The following is a 21,959-nucleotide window of genomic DNA, read 5'->3' as shown; positions in this document are numbered from 1 at the left end:
GTTCACCCCCAAATAAATTAATCGAGCAAGCTTATGAGCTTCTTTGCGAAGCCTTGGTCAGTAACAGCGACGACTACGCGGGCTTCTTTCCCGATGGAACGTCCAAGAACGGAACGATCTTCAACAGTTCTAATCGGAACATTGTAAAATTTGCATTTGTCAGATACCTTTTTTTCTGTATTGAAAGAGGCATCTTTTGCAAGAAGAACAAGCTTTGCGCGCGCATGTCTAATCTCCTTGATCACAAGATCTTCCCCTGACACGACCTTACGAGCTCGATTTGCTAGACCAAGCAAAGGATACCATTCAGATTCTGTCATGTGGTTTATTCACCTTTTCAGCTAGTTCTAGTAATTCTTCAAATATTTGTTCGTCGATCTGTGTTTGAAACTGCTGCTCCAAACTGCGTTTGTTCTTCGCCGCAAGAATGGTTTCTTTATCGAGAGAAACGTAAGCACCACGGCCGTTTTTCTTGCCCGTTGCATCAACTGATACTTCGCCTTCCTTAGAACGGACGATGCGAATCATCTCTTTTTTTGGCTTCATTTCTCCCGTGACAACGCATTTTCTAAGCGGGATTTTTTTTCGGCTTTTCACCTTTTATATCACCTCTTATTCGCCAGATTCCTCAGTTTCTTCTGGTTCTGCCTCTAAGAAAAGAGATTCAGAGTCTTCATCTGCTCTTGGGAAAATACCGAGTTCTCTTGCATCTGTTTCGCTTTTAATATCAATTTTCCAGCTCGTTAACTTAGCTGCTAGACGAGCATTCTGGCCTCGTTTCCCAATAGCAAGTGAAAGCTGATAGTCAGGGACAATGACAGTTGTTGCTTTTTCTTCTTCGCTCACGATGACATCAATCACCTTAGATGGGCTTAGAGCATTTGCAACAAATTCTACAGGATCATTAGACCATTGAACGATATCAATTTTTTCGCCTTTTAGTTCATTGACAATTGCTTGTACACGCTGACCTTTTGGTCCGACACAAGAACCGACCGGATCGACATCAGGATCATCAGTGCGAACTGAGATTTTAGAGCGATCTCCTGCTTCCCTGGCCACCGATTTTAATTCTACAGTACCATCATAAATTTCTGGCACTTCAATTTCAAACAAACGCTTTAGGAGACCTGGATGTGTTCTAGATACATAAATTTGAGGTCCTTTTGTCGTCTTTTCTACTTTTGTAATAAAAACTTTAATGCGGTCATGTGGTTTGTATTCCTCATTTGGCATTTGTTCGTTGACAGGAAGAAGCGCTTCGATTTTGCCCAGTGACACGTAAATAAATTTACTGTCAATACGCTGCACGATGCCCGTCATAATATCTTCTTCGCGATCAATGAACTCTGTATAGATGACACCGCGTTCTGCTTCTCTCACGCGCTGCGTAACGACTTGCTTTGCAGTTTGCGCTGCGATGCGTCCAAAGTCTTTTGGTGTGACTTCAATTTCTACAACATCCCCAACTATATAGTTAGGATTGATATTCACCGCATCATCGATTGAGATTTCAAGACGTGAATCATAGACTTCATCTACGACATCTTTTCTTGCAAAAACACGGATTGTGCCTGTATCACGATTCAAATCAACACGTACGTTTTGTGCTTGATTGAAGTTTCGTTTGTATGCAGAAATGAGTGCAGCCTCAATAGCTTCAATAATAATTTCTTTACTAATACCCTTTTCTTTCTCCAGAACAGTCAGGGCATCTAACAACTCACTACTCATTTTTATGGTTTCCCCCTTATATCAATTAAAAGGTTAATTGAACGAAACTGCTAATCTGGCGTTAGCGATTTTTTCGTATGGAATATTGATCTCTTTCTTTCTTGTCTTGATCTTCACTGTCACTGTTGCGATCTCACCATCAAAGCTTGTAAGCTCACCTTCAAATGCTTTTTCACCATCAATCGGCTCGTACGTTTTAATGAAAACATTTTTTCCAAGTGCTTTTTCAAAATCAGCTTTTTTCTTTAATGGGCGCTCCGCTCCAGGAGAGGATACTTCAAGAAAGTAGTTTTGGCTAATCGGATCTACCTCATCGAGCTTTTCACTCAAGGCTTCGCTCACTTTGGCACATTCTTCAATATCGACGCCTGTTTCAGAGTCAATAAACACGCGAAGGAACCAGTTTTGACCCTCTTTGACAAAATCAATGTCAACGAGTTCAAGCTGTAGGTCTTCTACAATTGGCTGCACCATTTCGCTTACGATATCCACTACTTTTTTGCTCATTCTCTTCCTCCTTGTGCTTTCGATAAACGCTCTTATCAATCATTCTGCATAAAAACCCTGCTTTATGTGAGCAGGGGGAGCAGAAACGGATGAATAATGTCGAGACAAAAATTGCCTGTTCAATACAAAAGAGCGGGTTTCCCCACTCTTGTCTCGGTAATCGTTAGCATTTCCATAAAAACTATACCATATCCATTTTTTTTATGCAAATGAAGTTACTTTAAAAAGAACGCTCATTATCGGCTTTTTTCATTCATTTTCTTTGCATGTTCACTGATGAGAGAAGCGGTTGAACTTGGCTGTATAATTCGGAAGCCGTCATAATCCGGATAAAGCGTGTCATCATCTTGAATACTTGTTAAAATCCAGAATTGACTGCCGGCGCCTTCAAGTCGTTCAACAGTCGTCAGCCAGCTATGATAGACCTCATCACGAGCTGACTGTTTTTGATAGCCAAACTCTTCTAACACAACAGGTTTTCCTATCGCATTCCCGCGTGAGATATGGTCTTCAATCCATTTCACTCCCCACTCAGCAGATTTGTTCCAATGATCTGGGTACAAGTGGTATGTGCCGTAATCAATATTCGGAAGTGCCGTCAAACGGTCCCAATCAACGCCTTCTCCGCCTCTGTAAAGCCAGTCTTCATGTCCTTCAATCCTAAAGAATCCTTCATCACCTACTGCCACGAGATGATTTGGATCTATTGATTTGATAAATGAGCTCATTTCATTTGCCCAGTTTACTAATGTGTTTCCTGATGTGTCAGACTGCATGCGAGGTTCATTGGCAAGCTCCCATGTCATGATTGCCGGATCGTTTTTGTATTGAACACCTGTATACGTATTGGTTCTCTCAAGTACATAGCGAACATACTGTTTATAGGCTTGTTTTATATTTTCATTTATATAAAAAGCATCATGTGAACCTGCTTGAAACCACCTGACGTATTGATTCATTCCGCCAAAATCATCCCAGTTGTTGACAAGAGGAATGACAAGCTTAATTCCTTCCTGTCCCGCTTTATGAATCGCATAATCCAGTTTGCGAAAGCCAGATTCTTCATAAACCCCTGGACTAGATTGCAAGACTGAATTCTCCTGAGGTGCGCCGTCATGAAACCCCCAAATACGTATGACCTTTAGATTCATTGCTTTCATATCATCAAAAACAGCATCTACCATTTTTTTTGATTTATAGTGGAAATAATAATTGTTTGTGCCGGCAAAGTAAAAGGGTTGATTGTTTAAAACAAATTGTGTACCTAATGTTTTCACAAATGAGGAGGCTGCACTTACGTTTGACGGGAGAAATCCAGTAAGTACAGTCAGTACAAGCATCAAACATGTCACTTTTTTAAACCATCTAGTCATCCAAATCCCCTCACAATCCATCAACGTGCATGTACGATCATATCTAACTCAAGCGGTGTCGGTTCACTTGAATGAAGATGAATCGTCTGGTGCTTCAATATCTTGCTTTCTTGTAAGATCCGTATCTCATATGTGCCATGAAATGCTTGGCATGTGACTTTGCCACGATTGTCTGTTTTTTCAATTCTCTGTGTCGTCCACTCATTGAGAAGTTTCTCATAACGCTTCCCTGCCTCATTCAGCGACCAATCATAATTCACTATGGCCGCATTTTCACCTCGCCAATGAGCCCCTGCCCAGAAACCCCACATTAATACACCTTTTACTGCAGGATGACTGAATGCGACGCGATATAGAGCCTCTAAGTTATCCGCTCGTCTATTGGCATCTGGGTGAACAGAATCATACTCTGTGACCCAAATTGGTAAACCAAGCTCAGCAAGCACATCCAGCCTCTCTTTTACAACGACTGGATCCACCCGATCACCAAAATGTCCTTGCACACCAATTGCTTGAACGGGCGCACCTAACTGACGAAGCTCATTGATATGGGCTTTATAAGCATGATGCTCACCATAAGAGATCACATTATAATCATTCACAAATAATAACGCCTGTGGATCAATTTTTTTCGTTTCTTCAAACATCCATTTCCAGATGTTTTTTCCAAAACGGTCTTTAAAGAATGACCCATGCATCATTTCGTTGTTCACATCCCAATGACGAAACCTTCCTTTGAAATGATTCCCTGCATGTTCAAGCCGCCTTTTCATTGCTTCATACACTTCATGATTCGGCAATGACCTGAGCCAACTCGGATTAGCATCTTCTACCTCCCAAAACAAAGCATGCCCCCTGACAGGCAGGTTGTGTCTTTCAGTAAAGTTAAGCATTGCATCTGCTTTTTCGTAAGTGATTTTTCCTCTTTCTGGCTCATTTGCATACCATTTCGCCTCATTTTCAAAGACAGCCCAATTAAAATGCCTGACAAAGAAATCCGCATAGGATTGATTAAACAATACTTGATCATTCATTGCCGAACCGAATGCAAATTCATGACGTATTTGCTTTATTTCGATGGCTACACCTGGTATTGGCTTCTTTTCACCATCAGTTACGTTTACAACAAGCTCTCGCTGTCTATGTTGTAAAATCCGGTCATCTGCCTCTTTCCTCCAGCTTTGATCGCCTTGCCCTAGTGAGCTTGTATCTTCAAATTTCAATTGATGATCAATAAAACTTCTCTCTTTGACCATTATGGAGTCACCTTCACTTTCACTTCAAATTGAGTACCTTTCGGGAAAAATTCAAATGTAAATGTGGCATCACTTTTTAACACCTTTAACACTTTTTCCTTTAAAATGACATGCGTCCGATTCGATGTAAAATCGTCTTCTGCATTCATATAAGGGGTCCATGACCACTCATCCTCTAGAACTGGACGGCTTGTCGCATCTGTCACTCCTTTGACAGTGGCAAGGCGTGTTCCATTGAACTGGACTGGGATGTTCAAATCACCAGATATCGCTGATTTAGAAATTGTCACTTCCTTATGATCAGGCTTTGGCTCATCATATAAAATAACTTTCAGTTGCTGATTGGCTCCTTCAGAAAAGATAAAATGAAGTGTGTCTTTCACACCAAAAGAAGAGTTCGTGACAATTCGTTCAATCAATGAACGCTTCAATGTCACTGTATCGCCATCAACTGTATAGTCGACTCCTCTATTTAACTGAGCTGAGCCAAGGACAAGATGTGATAGCGTATTCCCATTTCGTTTCATTTTCATCGTCTGATCTTGATGCTCACGCCCCGTTTTTATCCATAGTTCACCAGGGTCGATGAGGGCATTCTTTTTACCAAGACTTCCTTGAACAATGATGTCTTTGACGACTTCATCACGCCACCTTCTTGCCTCTCGGTCAAACTGGTCATTTCCATTGTCCCACCACATCGTTGCCATTTGATATTCTCCAGCCACTTGAATCAACGTATGATGGTAGAACCTTTTGCTATATTGATCAGTGTCCGCGAGCGTTCCATATTCACCGATGATGACTGGATAGCCCTTTGACACAAAGCGATCATAAACAGGTTTGATCTCATTTCTCATTTCACGCACATCTTGCTCACTTCCCCATGTTGTGCTTCCCCACCAGTTCGATACAAAATTCCAAGGCGAGTAGAAGTGAAAGGTAAGAATGAGATTCGGATCATCTGGCAATTGAACGTTGCTGACAAGCTCCTGTGCATTGTCTTGAAGCCCACCAATAATCGTTAGCCGCTCTTTATTCTGGCCACCTGTACTTCGAATCGTTTGCAGCATTTGTTGATTTAAGAGATTCAGCTGATAAGCACTCATCCCATCAGGCTCATTCACAATTTCAAAGATTAAACGATGACTTCTATTACCAAATCTCTCTGCAATTTGGCGCCATACTTTTTCTAGTTTTTGAAATGTTTCTGCCTGTTTTGCACCTGCTTGATTGATCCAAAGCCATGAATCGTGATGGACGTTTAATACCACATAAAAATCACGCTGTAATGCCCAGTCTGTTACCTGCTCGACTCGCTTCATCCATTTTTCATCTATTGTATAATTTGGGGCACTGCCAATATGAGCGTCCCATGTCACTGGAATACGCACACTTTTGAAGCCTGCTGCCTTTATGTCATCAAACGTGCGTTCAGATACCGGCGGGTTGTTCCACGATCCTTCTGTAGGAACCGCATCAAGGGTATTTCCTAAATTCCAACCTGGCGCCATTTGATCCACAACCTGCTGAGGTGTTCGTGTGTTATTTACATTTTGCTGAGATTCCTTGCTTGCTTTAGCAGACGATGATGTTAGAAATGGACTTGCCGTTCCGAGTAAAAGTAGCACAACCAACAGACGAAGTGATTGATGAGATAGCTTCTTGAAAACAAACATATGCTTCTCTCCTTTTAAGACTGCCGGCAAGAAACGCCGGCAGCTTGATTCTTCATCACTAGCTGATCAAACGATGATACTCTGCATAGGCTGTTGCCATATCTACCTGCGACCAAAAACGATGGTAGGTGAAAACTGGCGCTCCATTTTCCCATTTCCCAGTTGATTCATTGAAAGAAGATTGATACTTGCTCTGGAGTGCTGACCATGCTGGATCTTGCTTAATTTTTGGACGAATGTCTGCAAAGCTCGCATAGACTCCATTGCCTCCACGCTGTGGATCAGACGGACTGGTGTTTGTTCCTGGAATTTGATTCCCTTGACCGAATGTTCCGTTCCAGCCATTTGGGAAATACACTTCTTTCTTAAAGAAACGATGATAATCTTCCCTTTCTTCCGGTGTAACAATTCCAATACCATCGTTATAATTCCATGCAACCTCAAGGAGTTGTGCGGCCACATCTTTTGCTTTAGTGCCAAGAGCAGTATAACTTCCTGTCTCTTCTTTTGTACCAGCAGCAAAGAATGTTAGGGCTTTAATCAAACTTCCTAGCACACCTGTATCTTGATTAGGATCTTTTGTCACAGTCGTTAAGTTTGGATTGCCTGTTGCAGATTGGAAACCATTCCATGTGTCAGGCTGCCCGCTCCATTCTAAATTGCCAGGAATCCAGAACTCTCCCTGCGCACTCGTTGTAGCAACGGTTACATTCGTCCCTCCTAGAATTCTTTGCCCCTGAGCATTTAAGAAGTAGCCTTGATTATCTGTGACAGGACGTTCGTTGACAAAGGTGTAATCTAATGTGTAATCGACCCATTTAGAAATGGCGGATTTAGCCATTTGGAAGTTCTCTGACGTTTTGTCTCCATCTTTTGCGAAAATGTAATATAGCTCTGCTACACGCTCCATCGGCCATGCCTGCATCCCAAACCAATTATTAGAAGGTGGATCATGGTAAACAGGTGCATCGTCATATGCCATTTCATAAAATGTGCTTCTTCCTGCAGGATACGCACTGTAGTCTCCATTCCAACTATTTGTTGCGCCTCCAGCAATTGCTCCCTCCTTCGATTGTAGCCATACGTAAAACTCGAGCTGTCTTTTTAATGATTTCTCCCAATCGCTTGCTCCGGTAGCAGAGGTTGGCTTTAGCCCCCCTTTATCCGTTGATAAAGCATAAGCAGCCACTGGGTTTTGATAGCCTTGATGGTTGTGGCTTGCGCCGATGCGCCACGCCCAATTCGCGTAATCTCCAAGCCCGCCGCCCCATGCGGTGTACCATGCCATTAAGTAATGACATGCAGTTTTTCCATTTCCAGGAGATGGTTGACCTTGTTTTCCACTCCCGATCGTTTGAAAGTATTTATCGTACATTCCATAGCGCAGGAAATCGCCCATTTTTTTCGCTTTATTCAGATAAACTGAATGATTGTAACCTAATTCCTTTGCCCAGTACATCACTTGAACGGCACGTGCATCAGCATCCGACGCATTTGTATAGCGCCACTGGGCAGCAGGTTCTTGATTTTCCTTTGTAAATAGGCTCATAAAGCCTTCATTTGCTTTACCGAACGATTTATCATCTTGCGATGGGTGAGGGATTGCCTCCCATACTGATTCCTGAGGTCCGCGTTGGAACGTATTCACATATGTGGCCGTATGAGATGGATGAAGGAAGTTCCCATACTCATACCAATTGTCTACGTCAAGTAGCCAATGCATTAAATACGTTTCATTTGTACCGTACGTTGATTTAAGCTCAGCATCGAGTGGATCTTGACCAGCGGGACGAACGCCGCTGAGAGCACTAGGATATTGATCGGGATATGGAAATTCAGAAGCATACGTCGCAGGACTATTGGAATTGTAAGAGCCCATATGAGGCTGTTCGTCAGTACCATCCTCATTGACTGGAATGATGTGCTTTTCCATGTTATCCCATGCTGCTTCTAATTTGCTCCAATCCCCTGTGTAATGTCCATATAACGCTTCAAGCCACAACCAATAACTATACGCTTCAGATGTGGTCATATGCCCATAATCAGGCGCTTCACACATTAACGTTTCAATTGAGTGATAAGGGATCCCCTCTGGTGAAAAATAACCATTCGCTTCGTTTTTCAATTGATGATATAACGTTAAAAATCGTTCTTTGTTTGCCATTTTTATCGTCCTCTCACGTTTATTCATACTGTCTTAACTTGGTAGTGTGCCAAACACTTTTACACCGCTGTCAAAGACAGGGATTTTCGTTGTTTTTTGCATGTTGGATGTTAATCCTTGAAAGGAGTGATCATTTGTAGCATCCCATGCATTTGTTCCATTTGGCGCTGATAGGCGAAACTGTATTTCCTTTTTGTGTTCAGATTCTCCTCCTGGAAACAGCGTCACTCCTGTAAAATCGATTTCTGTAAAATAAATGTGGGATGATGCGTCATAGACCTTTAATGGGGATAGGGAAGCGCCTTCATTATAAGATGCTGTGATTTGTATATGCTTCTCTGTATATCCCTTCGCAAAAACTTCACTTAGGTTAACGTAATACCTGAAAGAAAGTGATTGACTACTTCTTGCCGGCCAGCCAGAGCGATTATATAAAATGGCTTTAATTTGTGTGGCAGCTGTATCGTTACTCATCACCGCTGCCTCTACATAAAATTCATCCTCCGGCGTTTCTTGAGGTGGAAAATTGGGTAATTTTGATTGGTCCTTCCCAAATAGCTGAACCATTTTGGCTACATTTCCAGTGAAGGCAGCGTTATAGTCAGTCGCTACCTCATTTGATACATAGTCAGAGATGTCGTCTACATATTGATCTTGCGCATCAGGCCCTCCAACAAGTGCTCCGTACAGCGTGTGTCGGTGAGTTGAAGGGTGCGTGAGTTGATTTGACCATGAGCCGTGTGCTGTTCGGTGATGAGGATGAACAGGTGGATTTTTCCCAAAGCCAACTACATAGCTCCTATTTTGTGGATTGTCTCCGAGCATGTAATGAGTTTGCTTGATTGCAAACGTCCGATATCGATCTTTTTTGGCTTGATCAGAGATCCAATCAGCATATACAAATGCAAGAAATGCAGCATTTGCGGCATAGCGAAGCGAGCCCCATTGATCAAGCCACGCAAGCCCGCCTGGAGTATACTTAATTCTTTCTGTTTGCCCATTTCGAACAAGGCCTGTTGACCAATAATCTAAGTTTCGCTCGGTAGAATCAATAAACCTTTGCTCTTTCGTTATTCTTGCAAGTAAGATTTGCGAAGCAAAAAATGTGTTATCCCATGACATTGTATACGTGTAATCCCAATTTTTTGGCCATTCGTCTACTGCCTTAAGGGCTTGATCCAAATACGTTTGCTCATTTGTCGCTAGATACAGCCAAATTCCACCCCAAATGAGTTCATCAACGTATCCGCTCCATGATTTGTAAAAGGATTGTGCATTTGTCACACAATTTGAGTACACACCACGATATTGATCGGCAAATGCATACAGCTGTTTCGCATGTGTTAGAAGCTCATCTGAGTATGCCGAATCTGTCTGTTTAAAAATGATAGAGCTCGCAGCTAGTGCTGCTGCAGTTTGTGCTGCCACTTCTGTTCCCGGACAACTTTCATCAATTTTAAATGCAGGTCGGCTCATAGGCATTACTTCTGCCGGCCCCCACCAGCTATGATCAACATGCCCATCTCCTACTTGTGCCCAAAATTCATTCGGGGCAGTATGAGCTTTGAGAAAATAATCTGTTGCCCATTTGATTTGATCTAAGATGTCATCAAGTAGCTCTGCCTCTTCATAGGCCTCTCGATACTCATACACTGTCCACGCAAGCACAGTTGCTGAGTATGCCATTGGAAGCCCAAACTTCACGTGATCACCGGCATCATACCAGCCTCCGGTTAGGTCATGACCGACATCCTTTCCATCTTCTAATCCAGAATCTCCTCGCCAATTTAAGCGATTGTTTTCAGGAAGCCTGCCCGATCGTTGTGCTTCATAAAACAAAATTGATTTTTGTAGTGCCTCTACATAGTTGTAAGACGACATATGTCTTTACTTCACCTCTCCTTTTTCTGTTGAACGCTTATCAAAAAAGAGCATCACCTCCTTACTTCTGCTGACCCTACTTGATTGTTGACTTGTAACGATTTTCAAAGAAAAACGATATCTTTCAAAAATAGGCATAGTAAACAGCAATCAGCTTTGCGCTCATCGTCAGGTAATCTCTCGAACTAAAACATCTGCACCATACCCAAAAGAGCATATGACGTAGAAGAACGTTTCAGACGATGAAATGCTCTTTTTTGCTCTAATTGGGTAGAAAGGATGACACCCCATCTCTTCTCTTAAAAAGTCACGATAAATCAAGATATATGAAAACGCACACAAAATATTCCAAGGAAATGGAAAATCGAATTAGTTTACATAATAAAATTATTGTTAATAAATAAAATAAGCGCCCCACATTCGGGCGCTTTTTCATAAATAAACCTAGAATAAAGAAAGCTGATTTTGATCTGGAAGTGCTTCTAAACAGCCATGTCGATCCAAGTACTCAAGAATGGTTTTTGACACTTTTCCACGCTTTTGCAAGTCTTCTTTTGAAAGAAATTCCCCTGCTTCCCTTGCGTTTACAATATTTAGTGCAGCGTTTGTTCCAAGACCAGGTATTGAGTTAAATGGCGGAATAAGGCTATGACCGTCGATAAGAAATTCTGTCGCACTTGAACGATATAAATCGACCTTATTGAAATGATATCCTCGTTCACACATTTCAAGTGCAAGTTCTAAAACGGTTAATAGGTTTTTCTCTTTTGGCGATGCATCGAGGCCTTTTGAATAAATCTCGTCCATGACCGCACGTATGGCATTAGAACCTTTTGTCATTGTCTCAATATCAAAGTCATCCGCACGTACTGTAAAATAGGCTGCATAGTAGAGAAGTGCATGATGAACCTTAAAGTATGCAATTCTTACTGCCATCAATACATATGCAGCAGCGTGAGCTTTAGGGAACATGTACTTAATTTTTTTACAAGAATCAATGTACCAGTTTGGCACTTGATTATTCTTCATTTCTTCTTCCCATTCAGGTGGAAGTCCTTTCCCTTTACGAACAGATTCCATAATTTTAAAGGCAAGAGAAGGTTCTAATCCTTGATAGATTAAATACACCATAATATCATCACGACAACCAATTACTTCACTCAATTCACACGTTTTGTTGTGAATAAGCTCTTGTGCATTGCCTAGCCAAACGTCTGTACCATGCGATAGTCCAGAAATTTGAACGAGCTCTGAGAAGGTCGTTGGCTTTGTATCCTCTAGCATTTGTCGAACGAATCTCGTACCAAACTCTGGGATCCCAAGGGTCCCTGTTTTACAGCCAATTTGCTCTGCGGTCACACCAAGTGATTCAGTCCCTTGGAAAATCTTCATGACCTCTGGATCATCTGTTGGAATGGTTTTAGGATCGATGCCGCTCAAATCCTGAAGCATCCGAATGACAGTTGGATCATCGTGTCCGAGTATATCGAGCTTCAGTAAGTTGTCATGAATGGAATGGAAATCAAAGTGGGTTGTTTTCCATTCCGAACCTGTTGCATCAGCTGGAAATTGAATAGGCGAAAAATCATAAATGTCCATATATTCTGGAACAACGATAATTCCCCCTGGATGCTGACCGGTTGTTCGTTTGACACCTGTACAGCCTTGAACAAGTCGGTCAATTTCTGCCCCTCTCATGTGAAGGTCATGGTCACTTGCATAGCCTTTGACATAGCCATATGCCGTCTTTTCAGCAACTGTACCGATTGTTCCGGCACGATACACATAATCTTCACCAAATAAATCTTTCGTATAATTATGGGCAAGCGGCTGATATTCTCCTGAGAAATTCAAATCAATATCGGGAACTTTATCTCCTTTAAAACCTAGGAACGTTTCAAAAGGAATATCGTGTCCATCTTTTTTATACGGTGTGCCACATTCAGGACAGTTCTTATCAGGAAGGTCAAAGCCTGAACCAACCGATCCATCATTAAAGAATTCTGAGTGCTTACAGCTTGGGCATACATAATGTGGTGCAAGTGGGTTTACTTCAGTAATCTCTGTCAATGTTGCGACAAGAGATGAACCTACAGATCCCCTTGAACCGACAAGATAGCCATCATCTAGAGACCTTTTGACAAGTTTATGAGAAATTAGATAAATGACCGCAAATCCATGTCCGATAATACTCTTTAATTCTTTCTCAATCCGTTCTTCTACGATTTTAGGAAGATCATCCCCGTAGATTTTACGCGCCATTTGATAGCTCATCTCACGAATTTCTTCGTCTGCTCCTTCAATCTTCGGTGTATAAAGGTCATCTTTAATCGGCTTTATGTCTTCTGTCATATCACACACTTTTTTCGTGTTCGTGACGACGATTTCTTTTGCCTTTTCTTCTCCTAAAAATGAGAAAGCTTCAAGCATCTCATCCGTTGTTCGGAAATGAACCTTCGGCAACTCATGCCTATTTAAAGGATTGGCGCCTCCCTGAGAAGAAATTAAGATTTTTCGGTAAATCTTATCTTCAGGATGTAAATAATGCACATTCCCTGTTGCAACAACTGGCTTGTTCAATTTTTCGCCAAGCTTTACAACATTGGTGATAATTTCTTTTAATGCTCGCTCGTCTCGGACAAGTTCAAGTTGAAGCAAATGTTGATACACCTCAGGTGGCTGCACTTCTAAATAATCATAGAATGCCGCAGCATCTTCAACCTCATCGGGAGACTTTTGCATCATCCCTTCAAAGACTTCACCTTTATCACAGGCAGAGCCAATCAGCAGGCCTTCACGATGTTTTTCAAGCTGTGAGCGTGGAATACGCGGAACACGATAGAAATAATCAATATGTGATAACGATACAAGCTTGAATAGGTTTTTGAGTCCTATTTCATTTTGCGCAATGAGCGTTGCATGATATGGACGTGAACGCTGATATGCATTGGACTGACCCATATTTTCATTTAATTGATCGTGATATGAAATCTCTTTTTCCCCAGCATCTTTTAACATACGCAAGAGTAAGTACCCTGTTGCTTCTGCATCATAAATCGCTCTATGGTGCTGTGTGAGTTCGATATCAAACTTTTTACATAACGTGTTCAAGCGATGGTTTTTGAATTGCGGGTACAGGAATCTGCCTAACTCCAGTGTGTCAATTACAGGATTTGAAGCTTTGTCCGTTTTTAAAAGCCTTCTATATGCCGCATTTAAAAAACCCATGTCAAAGCTTGCATTGTGCGCCACTAAAATATCTTGACCAATCCACTCTTTAAAATCTTTGGCTACATCGGCAACATCTGGCGCATCTCTAACCATGTCGTCTGTAATACCTGTTAATTCAATCGTTGTTGCTGATAGTGGATGATGGGGGTTAGCAAACGCTTCAAAACGATCAACAATTTCCCCATCCTTTATTTTCACTGCTGCAAGCTCAATGATCGTATCATATACAGCAGAAAGCCCTGTCGTTTCCACGTCAAATACAACAAAGGTTGCCTCTTCTAACAAACGATGCTCTGGATTGTAGGCAATTGGTACACCGTCATTCACTAGATTGACTTCAACGCCATAAATCATTTTAATCCCATGTTTTTTACTTGCTGCATAGGCATCTGGAAAAGATTGAGCGACTGCATGATCGGTCAGTGCAATGGCTTCGTGCCCCCACTTTTTTGCCTGTTCTACAAGTTGACCAATTCCTGTGACAGCATCCATTTGACTCATAGGTGAGTGCAGGTGAAGCTCAATTCGCTTTTCGCCCTCTGGTGCTGTATCCTCTCTAAGCTGCGGCTTCATTTCATTCACATCGTTGGCAATCATGACAAGATCTCTAACAAATGTATCGTTTTGAATGCTTCCTCTAGCTTTCACCCACATTCCTTTTTTAAGCGTCTTCATGAGCTGAGCATCTTCTTTTTCCCTTGCGAACATTTTAATTAAGATGCTGTTTGTATAATCAGTAATCTTAAAGATACAAAGCGTTCTGCCGCTTTTTAGTTCTCTCGTCTCTGCATCAAAGACATAGCCTTGAACTGTAATTCTGCGCTCTTCATCCATAATACTGTCAAGCGTTCGTATTTCCTCTGTTTCTTTAATTTGATAACCGATCATGAGAGGTCCACTTGGCGCTTCACCCTGTTCTTCACTTTCTTTCTTCTCCATCTCCGTTAATGCCTGCATCGCTCTTTCCTGATCTTCAGCTAGCTTTTGCTCTCTAAATTTCTGAATCTCTTGATCAGATACAAATGTTTCGGTATCAAATTGAAGCTCCGGAAACCCAACTTGTTTAAAAGCTGCTTGTAGCATCTGACTATATTTTTTCTTAATCGCCAGCGCCTCTGTCTCACTTTTTGTTTTAATGATTAGCTTATGCCCAGTGAGTGTTGGTTTTTGCTGTTGGAGTAAGGAAATGATTGGCGGAGAAATGCCTTGAAGCTCTTCAACACAATGTGTCCAATAGGATTGTACAAGCTCTTCAGATATTTGCTGCTCATCTACTTTAATTGTACAAACAACTTGTGCAATATGTGAGAATGCCCCCTTTAGTCTGCTAACAAACATGGCATAAACGGTATAGGGCAGTAACGCTTGAAACTTAAAGAGAAAATGCCATGTTTTCGTCGTTTTATGAACCGTCAATTTAACGATTTCGCCTTCTTCAAAGTATCGGCTGAGGTCATCATCTGTCATATTAATTTGTTTGAGAAGTATATGAAACTGCCGTCGATTCATCGGTAATTGTTCCTCCAAGACAGGTCCCTCCCTTTTTGTAAATCACAAAGGTACCTCTTTCTCATTAGGAGGTACCTTCATTTTTTTGTTCATGTATAAGGCGTAATTGTTTTATGCCTTTTGAATAAATGAAACGAGCTCATCTACTTTTACTTCATGTGACTCGCCTGATTTTCTAAATTTGACTTCCACGATACCTTCTTCTGAACGTTTTCCGCAGCTAATACGGATAGGAAGACCAATCAGGTCGCTATCTGCAAATTTAACACCTGCGCGCTCTATGCGATCATCATAAAGCACATCATACCCTTCTTGTCTAAGACGCTCATATAGCGTTTCAGCAAGTTCCTTTTGTGCTTCATTTTTCATGTTTAACGCCAAAAGATGGAGATCATAAGGAGCCACAGATGCCGGCCAAATAATTCCTTTATCATCATGATGCTGTTCGACAATTGCAGAAAGTGTTCTAGAAATCCCGATACCATAACAACCCATCATCATCGGCTGTGTTCGGCCGTTCTCATCCAAATAGGTTGCTTCCATTGCTTCAGAATAGCGAGTACCAAGCTTAAAGACTTGTCCAACCTCTATTCCTTTTGCGAACTGGATGGTTCCCTCGCCATCTGGTGACACATCACCTTCTTGAATAAAACGAAGATCAGCAAATTCTTTCACATCAGCATCACGTGAGAGATTTACATTCTTAAAGTGATGATCTGCTTCATTTGCACCTGCTACTGCATTTGTTAATCCTTTGACAGCGGCATCTGCATAAATGTCTACTTTTCCATCAATTCCGACTGGTCCAACAAAGCCAGGCTCTATACCAAGTACTTCAAGTACCTCTTCACGAGAAGCGAGTTCAACCAACTGAGCGCCTAATAGGTTCTTCAGTTTGACATCATTGATTTCATGATCGCCTTTTGTTAGCACAAGGACAAATTGATCATCTGCTTTAAACAAAACGGATTTAATGCAGGATGAAGCCTCAACTTGTAAAAACTGAGATACTTCTTCAATTGTTTTCACATTTGGCGTCTGCACTTTTTCTAGCTCGTTGAAATCAGTAGGATTCGGTTCTTCTCCTGTGTACACCACTTCCGCCATTTCGATGTTAGCCGCATAAGAAGATGTATCAGAGTATGCAATTGTATCTTCCCCTACTTCTGACAACGCCATAAATTCATGTGTATCTTTACCACCCATTGCACCTGAATCTGCAATAACAGGTCTAAAATTCAGATCGACTTGTGAAAAGACATTCGAATAGGCTGTAAACATTTTTTGATATGTTTCATCAAGGCTTTCAGGTGAAGCATGAAATGAGTAAGCATCTTTCATGATGAATTCACGGCCTCTCAGTAAACCAAAACGCGGTCTTTGTTCGTCACGGAATTTAGACTGAATTTGAAAAAGTGTCAAAGGCAGGCGCTTGTAGGATTTCACTTCATCACGTACAAGTGACGTAATCACTTCTTCATGTGTTGGACCAAGAGCGAATTCTCGTCCATGACGATCTTTCATACGCATAAGTTCTGAACCGTATGTATACCATCTTCCTGACTCTTGCCACATTTCAGCCTGTTGAAGAACAGGCATAAGTAATTCAGCTGCTCCTGCCTTCTCCATTTCCTTACGAACGATAGCTTGGATATGTTGAATGACTTTATGAGCAAGCGGCAAATAATGATAGATTCCACTCGTGTTTTGTCTGATGAAACCGGCTCTTAGTAATAACTGATGACTTTTTGCTTCTGCATCTGCAGGTACTTCACGTAGAGTCGGAATTAAAGTCAGGGATTGTCTCATTTCATTACACCTCATTTATCAATTATGAATTATCATAAAAACTCTTGTTTCCCATGAAAGAGAAACAAGAGAGGATGGTCTTATAAAAATAGTCTTTGGATATCGTTCCACGTCACCACAAGCATTAATAGCATCAGGAAAGCAACACCGATAAAGACAACAAGGGCTTCCTTTTCACGATTAATTGGTTTTCCGCGGATTGCCTCAACAAATAAGAAGAGCAAACGACCTCCATCAAGTGCTGGAATTGGCAATAAGTTGACGATACCTAGGTTAATACTTAGGAAAGCAGCAAACTGCATCAGTGTCAGTACACCTTGCTTTGCGACTTCTCCTGTCATATCGTAAATACCGACTGGACCGGCTAGCATATCAATTGAAAATTGGCCCGTCACAATCTTTTGTAAGTTTGTTAAGATAAGTCCAGCTGTCGAGACCACTGTCGTCGCTGAAGAAGAGATGACTTTTATAAATCCATTCTCCGTTGGCGGATAAGAGCCGAATCGACCAATGGTCTGTCCATCTGCTTTCACAGATTCAGGCGTCACTTCTAGCGTGCTTTCTTTCCCACTCCGTTCAATGACAACATCCATTGCTTTCTCTGGATTTTTTTGAACCGTTTGAACAACATCTGTCCAGGAATTCATTTTTTCACCATTGATGGAAATGATGTGATCTCCCTGCACAAGCCCCGCTTGCGCTGCACGTCCATCTTGCGTGAGCTTACCTAATACAGGATCATCAACTGTGACACCTTGAATAAATCCAAGCGCCACTAAAATGACGTAGGCCAAAATAAAATTCATAATTGGTCCTGCTGCAATCGCCTTGATGCGTTGCCACACAGTTTTAGAACCAAATTGGCGGTTATATGGGGCAACTTGAATTTCTTCACCGTCGGCAATATAAAAGGATGTTTGGCTCACTTGATAACCAGTTAATACATCTTCATTTCCCGCTTCATACCCTGTAATTCTCATTGCATGATCCAGGTCAATATTTTCAACTTCGATGACAAGTGCATCAGGGTACTTATCTTTATCATTTAAAATGATTTTTTCCACTTGATTTTGATCATTGAATAAAAGACCAACAGTATGACCAGGTTTAATTTCAATGACTTCAGGATCTTCCCCAGCCATTTTTACGAAACCGCCCACTGGCAGAAGGCGAATTGTATAGACTGTCTCTTTTCGCTTAAAAGAAAAAATCTTTGGTCCAAAGCCAATTGCAAACTCGCGGCACAAAATGCCTGCGCGCTGTGCCATAATTAAATGGCCAAGCTCGTGGAAAAAAACGAGCGTTCCAAAAATAATAATAAACGCAATAACTGTATTCACGAACATACCACCTTATGTGAGGATTGATTGTACAAAGTCTCGTGTATCTTTGTCCACTTCATGGATATCTTGCAAACTAGGCTTTGAAATCACATGGTGTCTTGTCAGTGCCTTTTCAATCAATTCTTCAATTTGCAGGAACGTTACTTTACCTTCAAGGAACGCCGCAACTGCAACTTCATTTGCAGCATTCAGAGTAGTAGGCATCGTCCCCCCTATTTTACCTGATTCATAAGCAAAATGTAAGCAACGATACCTTTCAAAATCCGCTTTTTGGAAATTAAGTTGTCCAATCTCCCAAAGATTCAAAGATTTTGCTTCTTTTAATGGCGCCCTGTCAGGGTATGTCAATGCGTATTGGATCGGGACTCTCATGTCTGGTGTCCCTAGTTGTGCCATCACGCTTTTATCATGAAATTCAACCATTGAATGAATGATGCTTTCTTTATGAAGCAACACATCGATACGATCATACGGAATATCAAATAGCCAATGTGCTTCAATGACCTCAAGTCCTTTATTCATCATTGTTGCCGAATCAATCGTAATCTTAGCGCCCATTGACCAGTTTGGATGATTGAGTGCTTCTTCCACCGTGACACCAGCTAGCTCAGTTCTCTTTTTATCACGAAAGCTTCCACCAGAGGCAGTCACAATTAAACGTTCGATATTTTTCGATTGTTCACCTTGAAGACACTGAAAAATGGCCGAATGTTCACTATCAACTGGAAGTAATGGTACATCATACTGTTTGGCATACTCTTTTACAATATGACCAGCTGTCACAAGTGTTTCCTTATTTGCCAGTGCGATCACCTTTTTTTGTTCAATGGCTTTTAAAGTGGGGACAAGTCCTACACTTCCGACAACTGCATTTACAACGACATCGACTGAGTCATATGTTGCCGCAACAATATTTGCTTCATCACCTATACCGATCTCAATATCAAAGGAAAATGAATATTCTTTGAGTTTTTGGTATGTATCCTCATCTAAACACCCAACATACTGAGGTTTAAATGATTCTATAATAGGAATTGCTTTTTCAACATTTCGTCCAAAGGTCATAGCTGTAAGCTTAAATTGCTCTTGGTGTTGTTTGATGACATCTAATGTTTGTTCTCCTATTGATCCCGTTGCGCCTAATAGCGAAATATGTTTCAAATTGCCACTCCTTTTCCGGCCTGTTTGTTTTCTATTGTTTAGCTAGCGAAGGTTGCCAGCAGTAAATATAAAAACGGCAGAACGAATAAAAAGCTGTCAAACCTGTCCAAAATTCCACCATGTCCAGGTAGGATATGTCCAGAGTCCTTCACCTGATAATGGCGCTTTAAAGCGGATTCCACAAGATCTCCAAGTTGTCCAAATATACTTAGCAGCAGTGTAATAAACATAACAAGCAGATATGATGGCAAAAATCCGGTTACCGCCTGAAAAACAAGTGACAACACGACCGCAATGACAATACCGCCAATAAAGCCTTCTACTGTTTTATTAGGGCTAATTTCTGGCCATAACTTGCGTTTCCCCATTGACTTTCCTATGAAATAGGCACCAGAATCGGTGGACCAAATAAGCACCGCAGCGAAAAATATCGCACTCATGCCATACAAGCCTCTAATTTGAATAAAATAATAAAAGCTTACGCCGATGTATAATGTTGCTAATATGACAAATGCAACTTCATCAAATGTGAAAGAGTTTTTGGTTAGCACCGTATATGTTAATAGAATTAACACTGCAAATAAAGCTATTTGCATTTTAGATGCGTCCACATGAGTGAAAAAGCTATTTTCCCCACCCATTAAAAGCCAAAGTAATACTAAACTAACTATGCCAGGAAAACTGAAAATTGAAATCTTTTTCATCCTCAGTAGCTCAAAGAGAGCGACACTTCCCATTAAATAGATCAAAAGTGTAAATGGCATTTGTCCGTAGATGACTGCGAGTAAAAATACAGCAGCTGCCAACACACCTGTCAAAATTCTTTGTTTCATCTGCACCACCCTCTAAATTCCACCGAACCTCCGGCCGCGACGCTGGTACTCTCCGATAGCGCCTATTAGGTGCTTCTCAGAAAAGTCAGGCCAAAGCACATCCGTAAACACAAACTCGCTGTACGCAATTTGCCAAAGCATAAAGTTGCTCAATCTGATTTCTCCACTCGTACGTATGAGCAAATCCGGATCTTGAAGAGATTCTGTCATTAAGTAAGCTGAAAACATCTCTTCTGTGATGTCCTCTGCCTTTATCTTGCCATCTTTGACTTTTTCAGAAATTTGCTTGCAAGCTGCCACAATTTCTGTCCGTCCTCCGTAATTGAGTGCGAAGTTCAGCACAAGTCCGTCATTGTTCTCAGTACTCTTTACTGCATGCTCCACCGCTCTTTTTGTATGTAGCGGAAGACCTTCTGAATCACCTGTTAAACGTACGCGGACATTTTCCTCGATGAGTTCAGGCAAGTAGATGTTTAAAAATTCTTCTGGTAACTTCATTAAGAAGTCTACCTCAAGCTTTGGTCTCTTCCAATTTTCAGTTGAGAAAGCATACAAAGTCAGCACTTTGACATTGAGCTGATTTGCAAGCTTTGTCATGCGCTTGACGACTTTCATACCTTCATGATGTCCCGCTACCCGAGGAAGAGCACGTTTTTTTGCCCATCTTCCATTCCCATCCATAATAATGGCGATATGTCCAGGAATTTCTCCATTTTGTATATCTTCTTTTGTCAGGCTGTCTAAGTTGGAAGCTGCTGTTTGCTGATTCTTCCAATTTTTGAGTATATTGAGCATGAGATTCCTCCATCACCCAAAAAGGTTGCGTTCCCGCTAATAATATAGTCACCAACAGTATTAACAAAAAAACCCCCTGTAAACATGAAGAGGGTCTTTTCACTATTATCTATTGTACATAGTTTTTTCTTAAACTTCCATGATTTCTTTTTCTTTGTTCTTCGTCACGTCGTCAATTTTAGACACATATTCATCTGTCAATTTTTGCACGTCATCAGAAGATGATCTTAGTTCATCTTCAGTAATGTCGCCATTTTTCTCAAGCTTTTTCAAATCATCGTTAGCATCTCGACGAACGTTACGAACTGCAACCTTCGCTTCTTCAGAGTACTTTTTGATCACTTTTACAAGCTCTTTACGTCTTTCCTCTGTTAAAGCAGGAATGGCAATACGGATGATATTCCCATCACTTGTAGGTGTAATACCAAGGTCTGATTTTTGAATCGCCTTCTCAATGTCACCAATCGCTGTTTTATCGTATGGTGTGATGATGAGCATACGCGCTTCTGGCACTGTAATAGATGCGATTTGATTAAGTGGTGTTTGAGCACCATAATATTCAACTGTCACCTTGTCTAGTAAAGAAGCATTAGCTCTTCCAGCACGAACTGTTGCTAACTCACGCCCGTAAGCAGCAACCGCTTTTTCCATTTTATCTTTTGTTTGGTTTAAGACTTCTTTTGACAC

Annotated in this window: 16 protein-coding genes; all 16 read right to left on the bottom strand. The window is 41.3% G+C overall.

All coding sequences use genetic code 11. The features are described from left to right. Positions 1–17: 17 nt before the first annotated feature. The 16 genes from ACQKEZ_RS14025 to frr all read right to left on the bottom strand — a co-directional run bounded on the left by ACQKEZ_RS14025 (position 18) and on the right by frr (position 21,959). Entirely contained in the window at positions 18–320 is a 303-nt protein-coding gene (locus ACQKEZ_RS14025; RefSeq protein WP_427301697.1) for a YlxQ family RNA-binding protein, read from the bottom strand. Beyond that, the gene (gene rnpM / locus ACQKEZ_RS14020; protein WP_427301695.1) at positions 307–597 is read right to left on the bottom strand and encodes an RNase P modulator RnpM; all 291 of its coding nucleotides are present in this window, start codon (positions 595–597) and stop codon (positions 307–309) included. The genes ACQKEZ_RS14025 and rnpM overlap by 14 nt, the downstream gene beginning before the upstream one ends. 15 nt (positions 598–612) lie before the next feature. After that, on the bottom strand, positions 613–1,734 hold the full coding sequence (gene nusA, locus ACQKEZ_RS14015; protein ID WP_427301693.1) for a transcription termination factor NusA: 1,122 nt from the start codon (positions 1,732–1,734) through the stop codon (positions 613–615). Between the two features lie 33 nt (positions 1,735–1,767). After that, positions 1,768–2,241, bottom strand: coding sequence for a ribosome maturation factor RimP (gene rimP, locus ACQKEZ_RS14010; protein WP_427301691.1), 474 nt, complete (start codon positions 2,239–2,241; stop codon positions 1,768–1,770). 236 nt (positions 2,242–2,477) lie between these two features. Next, the gene (locus ACQKEZ_RS14005) at positions 2,478–3,614 is read right to left on the bottom strand and encodes a glycoside hydrolase 5 family protein (protein WP_427301689.1); all 1,137 of its coding nucleotides are present in this window, start codon (positions 3,612–3,614) and stop codon (positions 2,478–2,480) included. A gap of 20 nt (positions 3,615–3,634) precedes the next feature. Continuing rightward, positions 3,635–4,870, bottom strand: coding sequence for an endo-1,4-beta-xylanase (locus tag ACQKEZ_RS14000; protein WP_427301687.1), 1,236 nt, complete (start codon positions 4,868–4,870; stop codon positions 3,635–3,637). Then, on the bottom strand, positions 4,870–6,546 hold the full coding sequence (locus tag ACQKEZ_RS13995; protein WP_427301686.1) for a cellulase family glycosylhydrolase: 1,677 nt from the start codon (positions 6,544–6,546) through the stop codon (positions 4,870–4,872). Before ACQKEZ_RS13995 ends, ACQKEZ_RS14000 begins: the two co-directional genes overlap by 1 nt. Positions 6,547–6,604: 58 nt before the next feature. Continuing rightward, positions 6,605–8,710, bottom strand: a complete 2,106-nt coding sequence (locus ACQKEZ_RS13990) for a glycoside hydrolase family 48 protein (RefSeq protein WP_427301684.1) — start codon at positions 8,708–8,710, stop codon at positions 6,605–6,607. A gap of 33 nt (positions 8,711–8,743) precedes the next feature. Further along, a complete protein-coding gene (locus ACQKEZ_RS13985; RefSeq protein ID WP_427301682.1) occupies positions 8,744–10,591 on the bottom strand; it encodes a glycoside hydrolase family 9 protein in 1,848 nt (615 codons plus the stop codon). 444 nt (positions 10,592–11,035) lie between these two features. Further along, positions 11,036–15,331, bottom strand: a complete 4,296-nt coding sequence (locus ACQKEZ_RS13980) for a PolC-type DNA polymerase III (protein WP_427301967.1) — start codon at positions 15,329–15,331, stop codon at positions 11,036–11,038. A 111-nt stretch (positions 15,332–15,442) separates the two neighbouring features. Then, complete coding sequence (locus ACQKEZ_RS13975; protein ID WP_427301680.1) at positions 15,443–17,140, bottom strand: proline--tRNA ligase; 1,698 nt, start codon at positions 17,138–17,140, stop codon at positions 15,443–15,445. Between the two features lie 80 nt (positions 17,141–17,220). Further along, positions 17,221–18,486, bottom strand: a complete 1,266-nt coding sequence (rseP, locus tag ACQKEZ_RS13970; RefSeq protein WP_427301678.1) for an RIP metalloprotease RseP — start codon at positions 18,484–18,486, stop codon at positions 17,221–17,223. A gap of 6 nt (positions 18,487–18,492) precedes the next feature. Beyond that, positions 18,493–19,644, bottom strand: coding sequence for a 1-deoxy-D-xylulose-5-phosphate reductoisomerase (dxr, locus tag ACQKEZ_RS13965; RefSeq protein ID WP_427301676.1), 1,152 nt, complete (start codon positions 19,642–19,644; stop codon positions 18,493–18,495). Between the two features lie 38 nt (positions 19,645–19,682). Then, on the bottom strand, positions 19,683–20,477 hold the full coding sequence (locus ACQKEZ_RS13960; protein ID WP_427301674.1) for a phosphatidate cytidylyltransferase: 795 nt from the start codon (positions 20,475–20,477) through the stop codon (positions 19,683–19,685). A 12-nt stretch (positions 20,478–20,489) separates the two neighbouring features. Then, a complete protein-coding gene (locus tag ACQKEZ_RS13955) occupies positions 20,490–21,272 on the bottom strand; it encodes an isoprenyl transferase (protein ID WP_427301672.1) in 783 nt (260 codons plus the stop codon). A 129-nt stretch (positions 21,273–21,401) separates the two neighbouring features. Then, complete coding sequence (frr, locus tag ACQKEZ_RS13950) at positions 21,402–21,959, bottom strand: ribosome recycling factor (RefSeq protein ID WP_427301671.1); 558 nt, start codon at positions 21,957–21,959, stop codon at positions 21,402–21,404.

The sequence above is a fragment of the Bacillus sp. NPDC077027 genome (assembly GCF_050269555.1).
In the GTDB taxonomy this organism is placed as follows: Bacteria; Bacillota; Bacilli; order Bacillales; family Bacillaceae; genus Bacillus.
This window is presented reverse-complemented; position numbering and strand designations above follow the sequence as displayed.

What these genes read in the sequence shown, in the direction of transcription:
- ACQKEZ_RS14025 (WP_427301697.1), bottom strand. Translation starts at nt 320, where the DNA reads ATGACAGAATCTGAATGGTATCCTTTGCTTGGTCTAGCAAATCGAGCT.
- nusA (WP_427301693.1), bottom strand. Translation starts at nt 1,734, where the DNA reads ATGAGTAGTGAGTTGTTAGATGCCCTGACTGTTCTGGAGAAAGAAAAG.
- rimP (WP_427301691.1), bottom strand. Translation starts at nt 2,241, where the DNA reads ATGAGCAAAAAAGTAGTGGATATCGTAAGCGAAATGGTGCAGCCAATT.
- ACQKEZ_RS14005 (WP_427301689.1), bottom strand. Translation starts at nt 3,614, where the DNA reads ATGACTAGATGGTTTAAAAAAGTGACATGTTTGATGCTTGTACTGACT.
- ACQKEZ_RS14000 (WP_427301687.1), bottom strand. Translation starts at nt 4,870, where the DNA reads ATGGTCAAAGAGAGAAGTTTTATTGATCATCAATTGAAATTTGAAGAT.
- ACQKEZ_RS13995 (WP_427301686.1), bottom strand. Translation starts at nt 6,546, where the DNA reads ATGTTTGTTTTCAAGAAGCTATCTCATCAATCACTTCGTCTGTTGGTT.
- ACQKEZ_RS13990 (WP_427301684.1), bottom strand. Translation starts at nt 8,710, where the DNA reads ATGGCAAACAAAGAACGATTTTTAACGTTATATCATCAATTGAAAAAC.
- ACQKEZ_RS13985 (WP_427301682.1), bottom strand. Translation starts at nt 10,591, where the DNA reads ATGTCGTCTTACAACTATGTAGAGGCACTACAAAAATCAATTTTGTTT.
- ACQKEZ_RS13980 (WP_427301967.1), bottom strand. Translation starts at nt 15,331, where the DNA reads ATGAATCGACGGCAGTTTCATATACTTCTCAAACAAATTAATATGACA.
- ACQKEZ_RS13975 (WP_427301680.1), bottom strand. Translation starts at nt 17,140, where the DNA reads ATGAGACAATCCCTGACTTTAATTCCGACTCTACGTGAAGTACCTGCA.
- rseP (WP_427301678.1), bottom strand. Translation starts at nt 18,486, where the DNA reads ATGTTCGTGAATACAGTTATTGCGTTTATTATTATTTTTGGAACGCTC.
- ACQKEZ_RS13960 (WP_427301674.1), bottom strand. Translation starts at nt 20,477, where the DNA reads ATGAAACAAAGAATTTTGACAGGTGTGTTGGCAGCTGCTGTATTTTTA.
- ACQKEZ_RS13955 (WP_427301672.1), bottom strand. Translation starts at nt 21,272, where the DNA reads ATGCTCAATATACTCAAAAATTGGAAGAATCAGCAAACAGCAGCTTCC.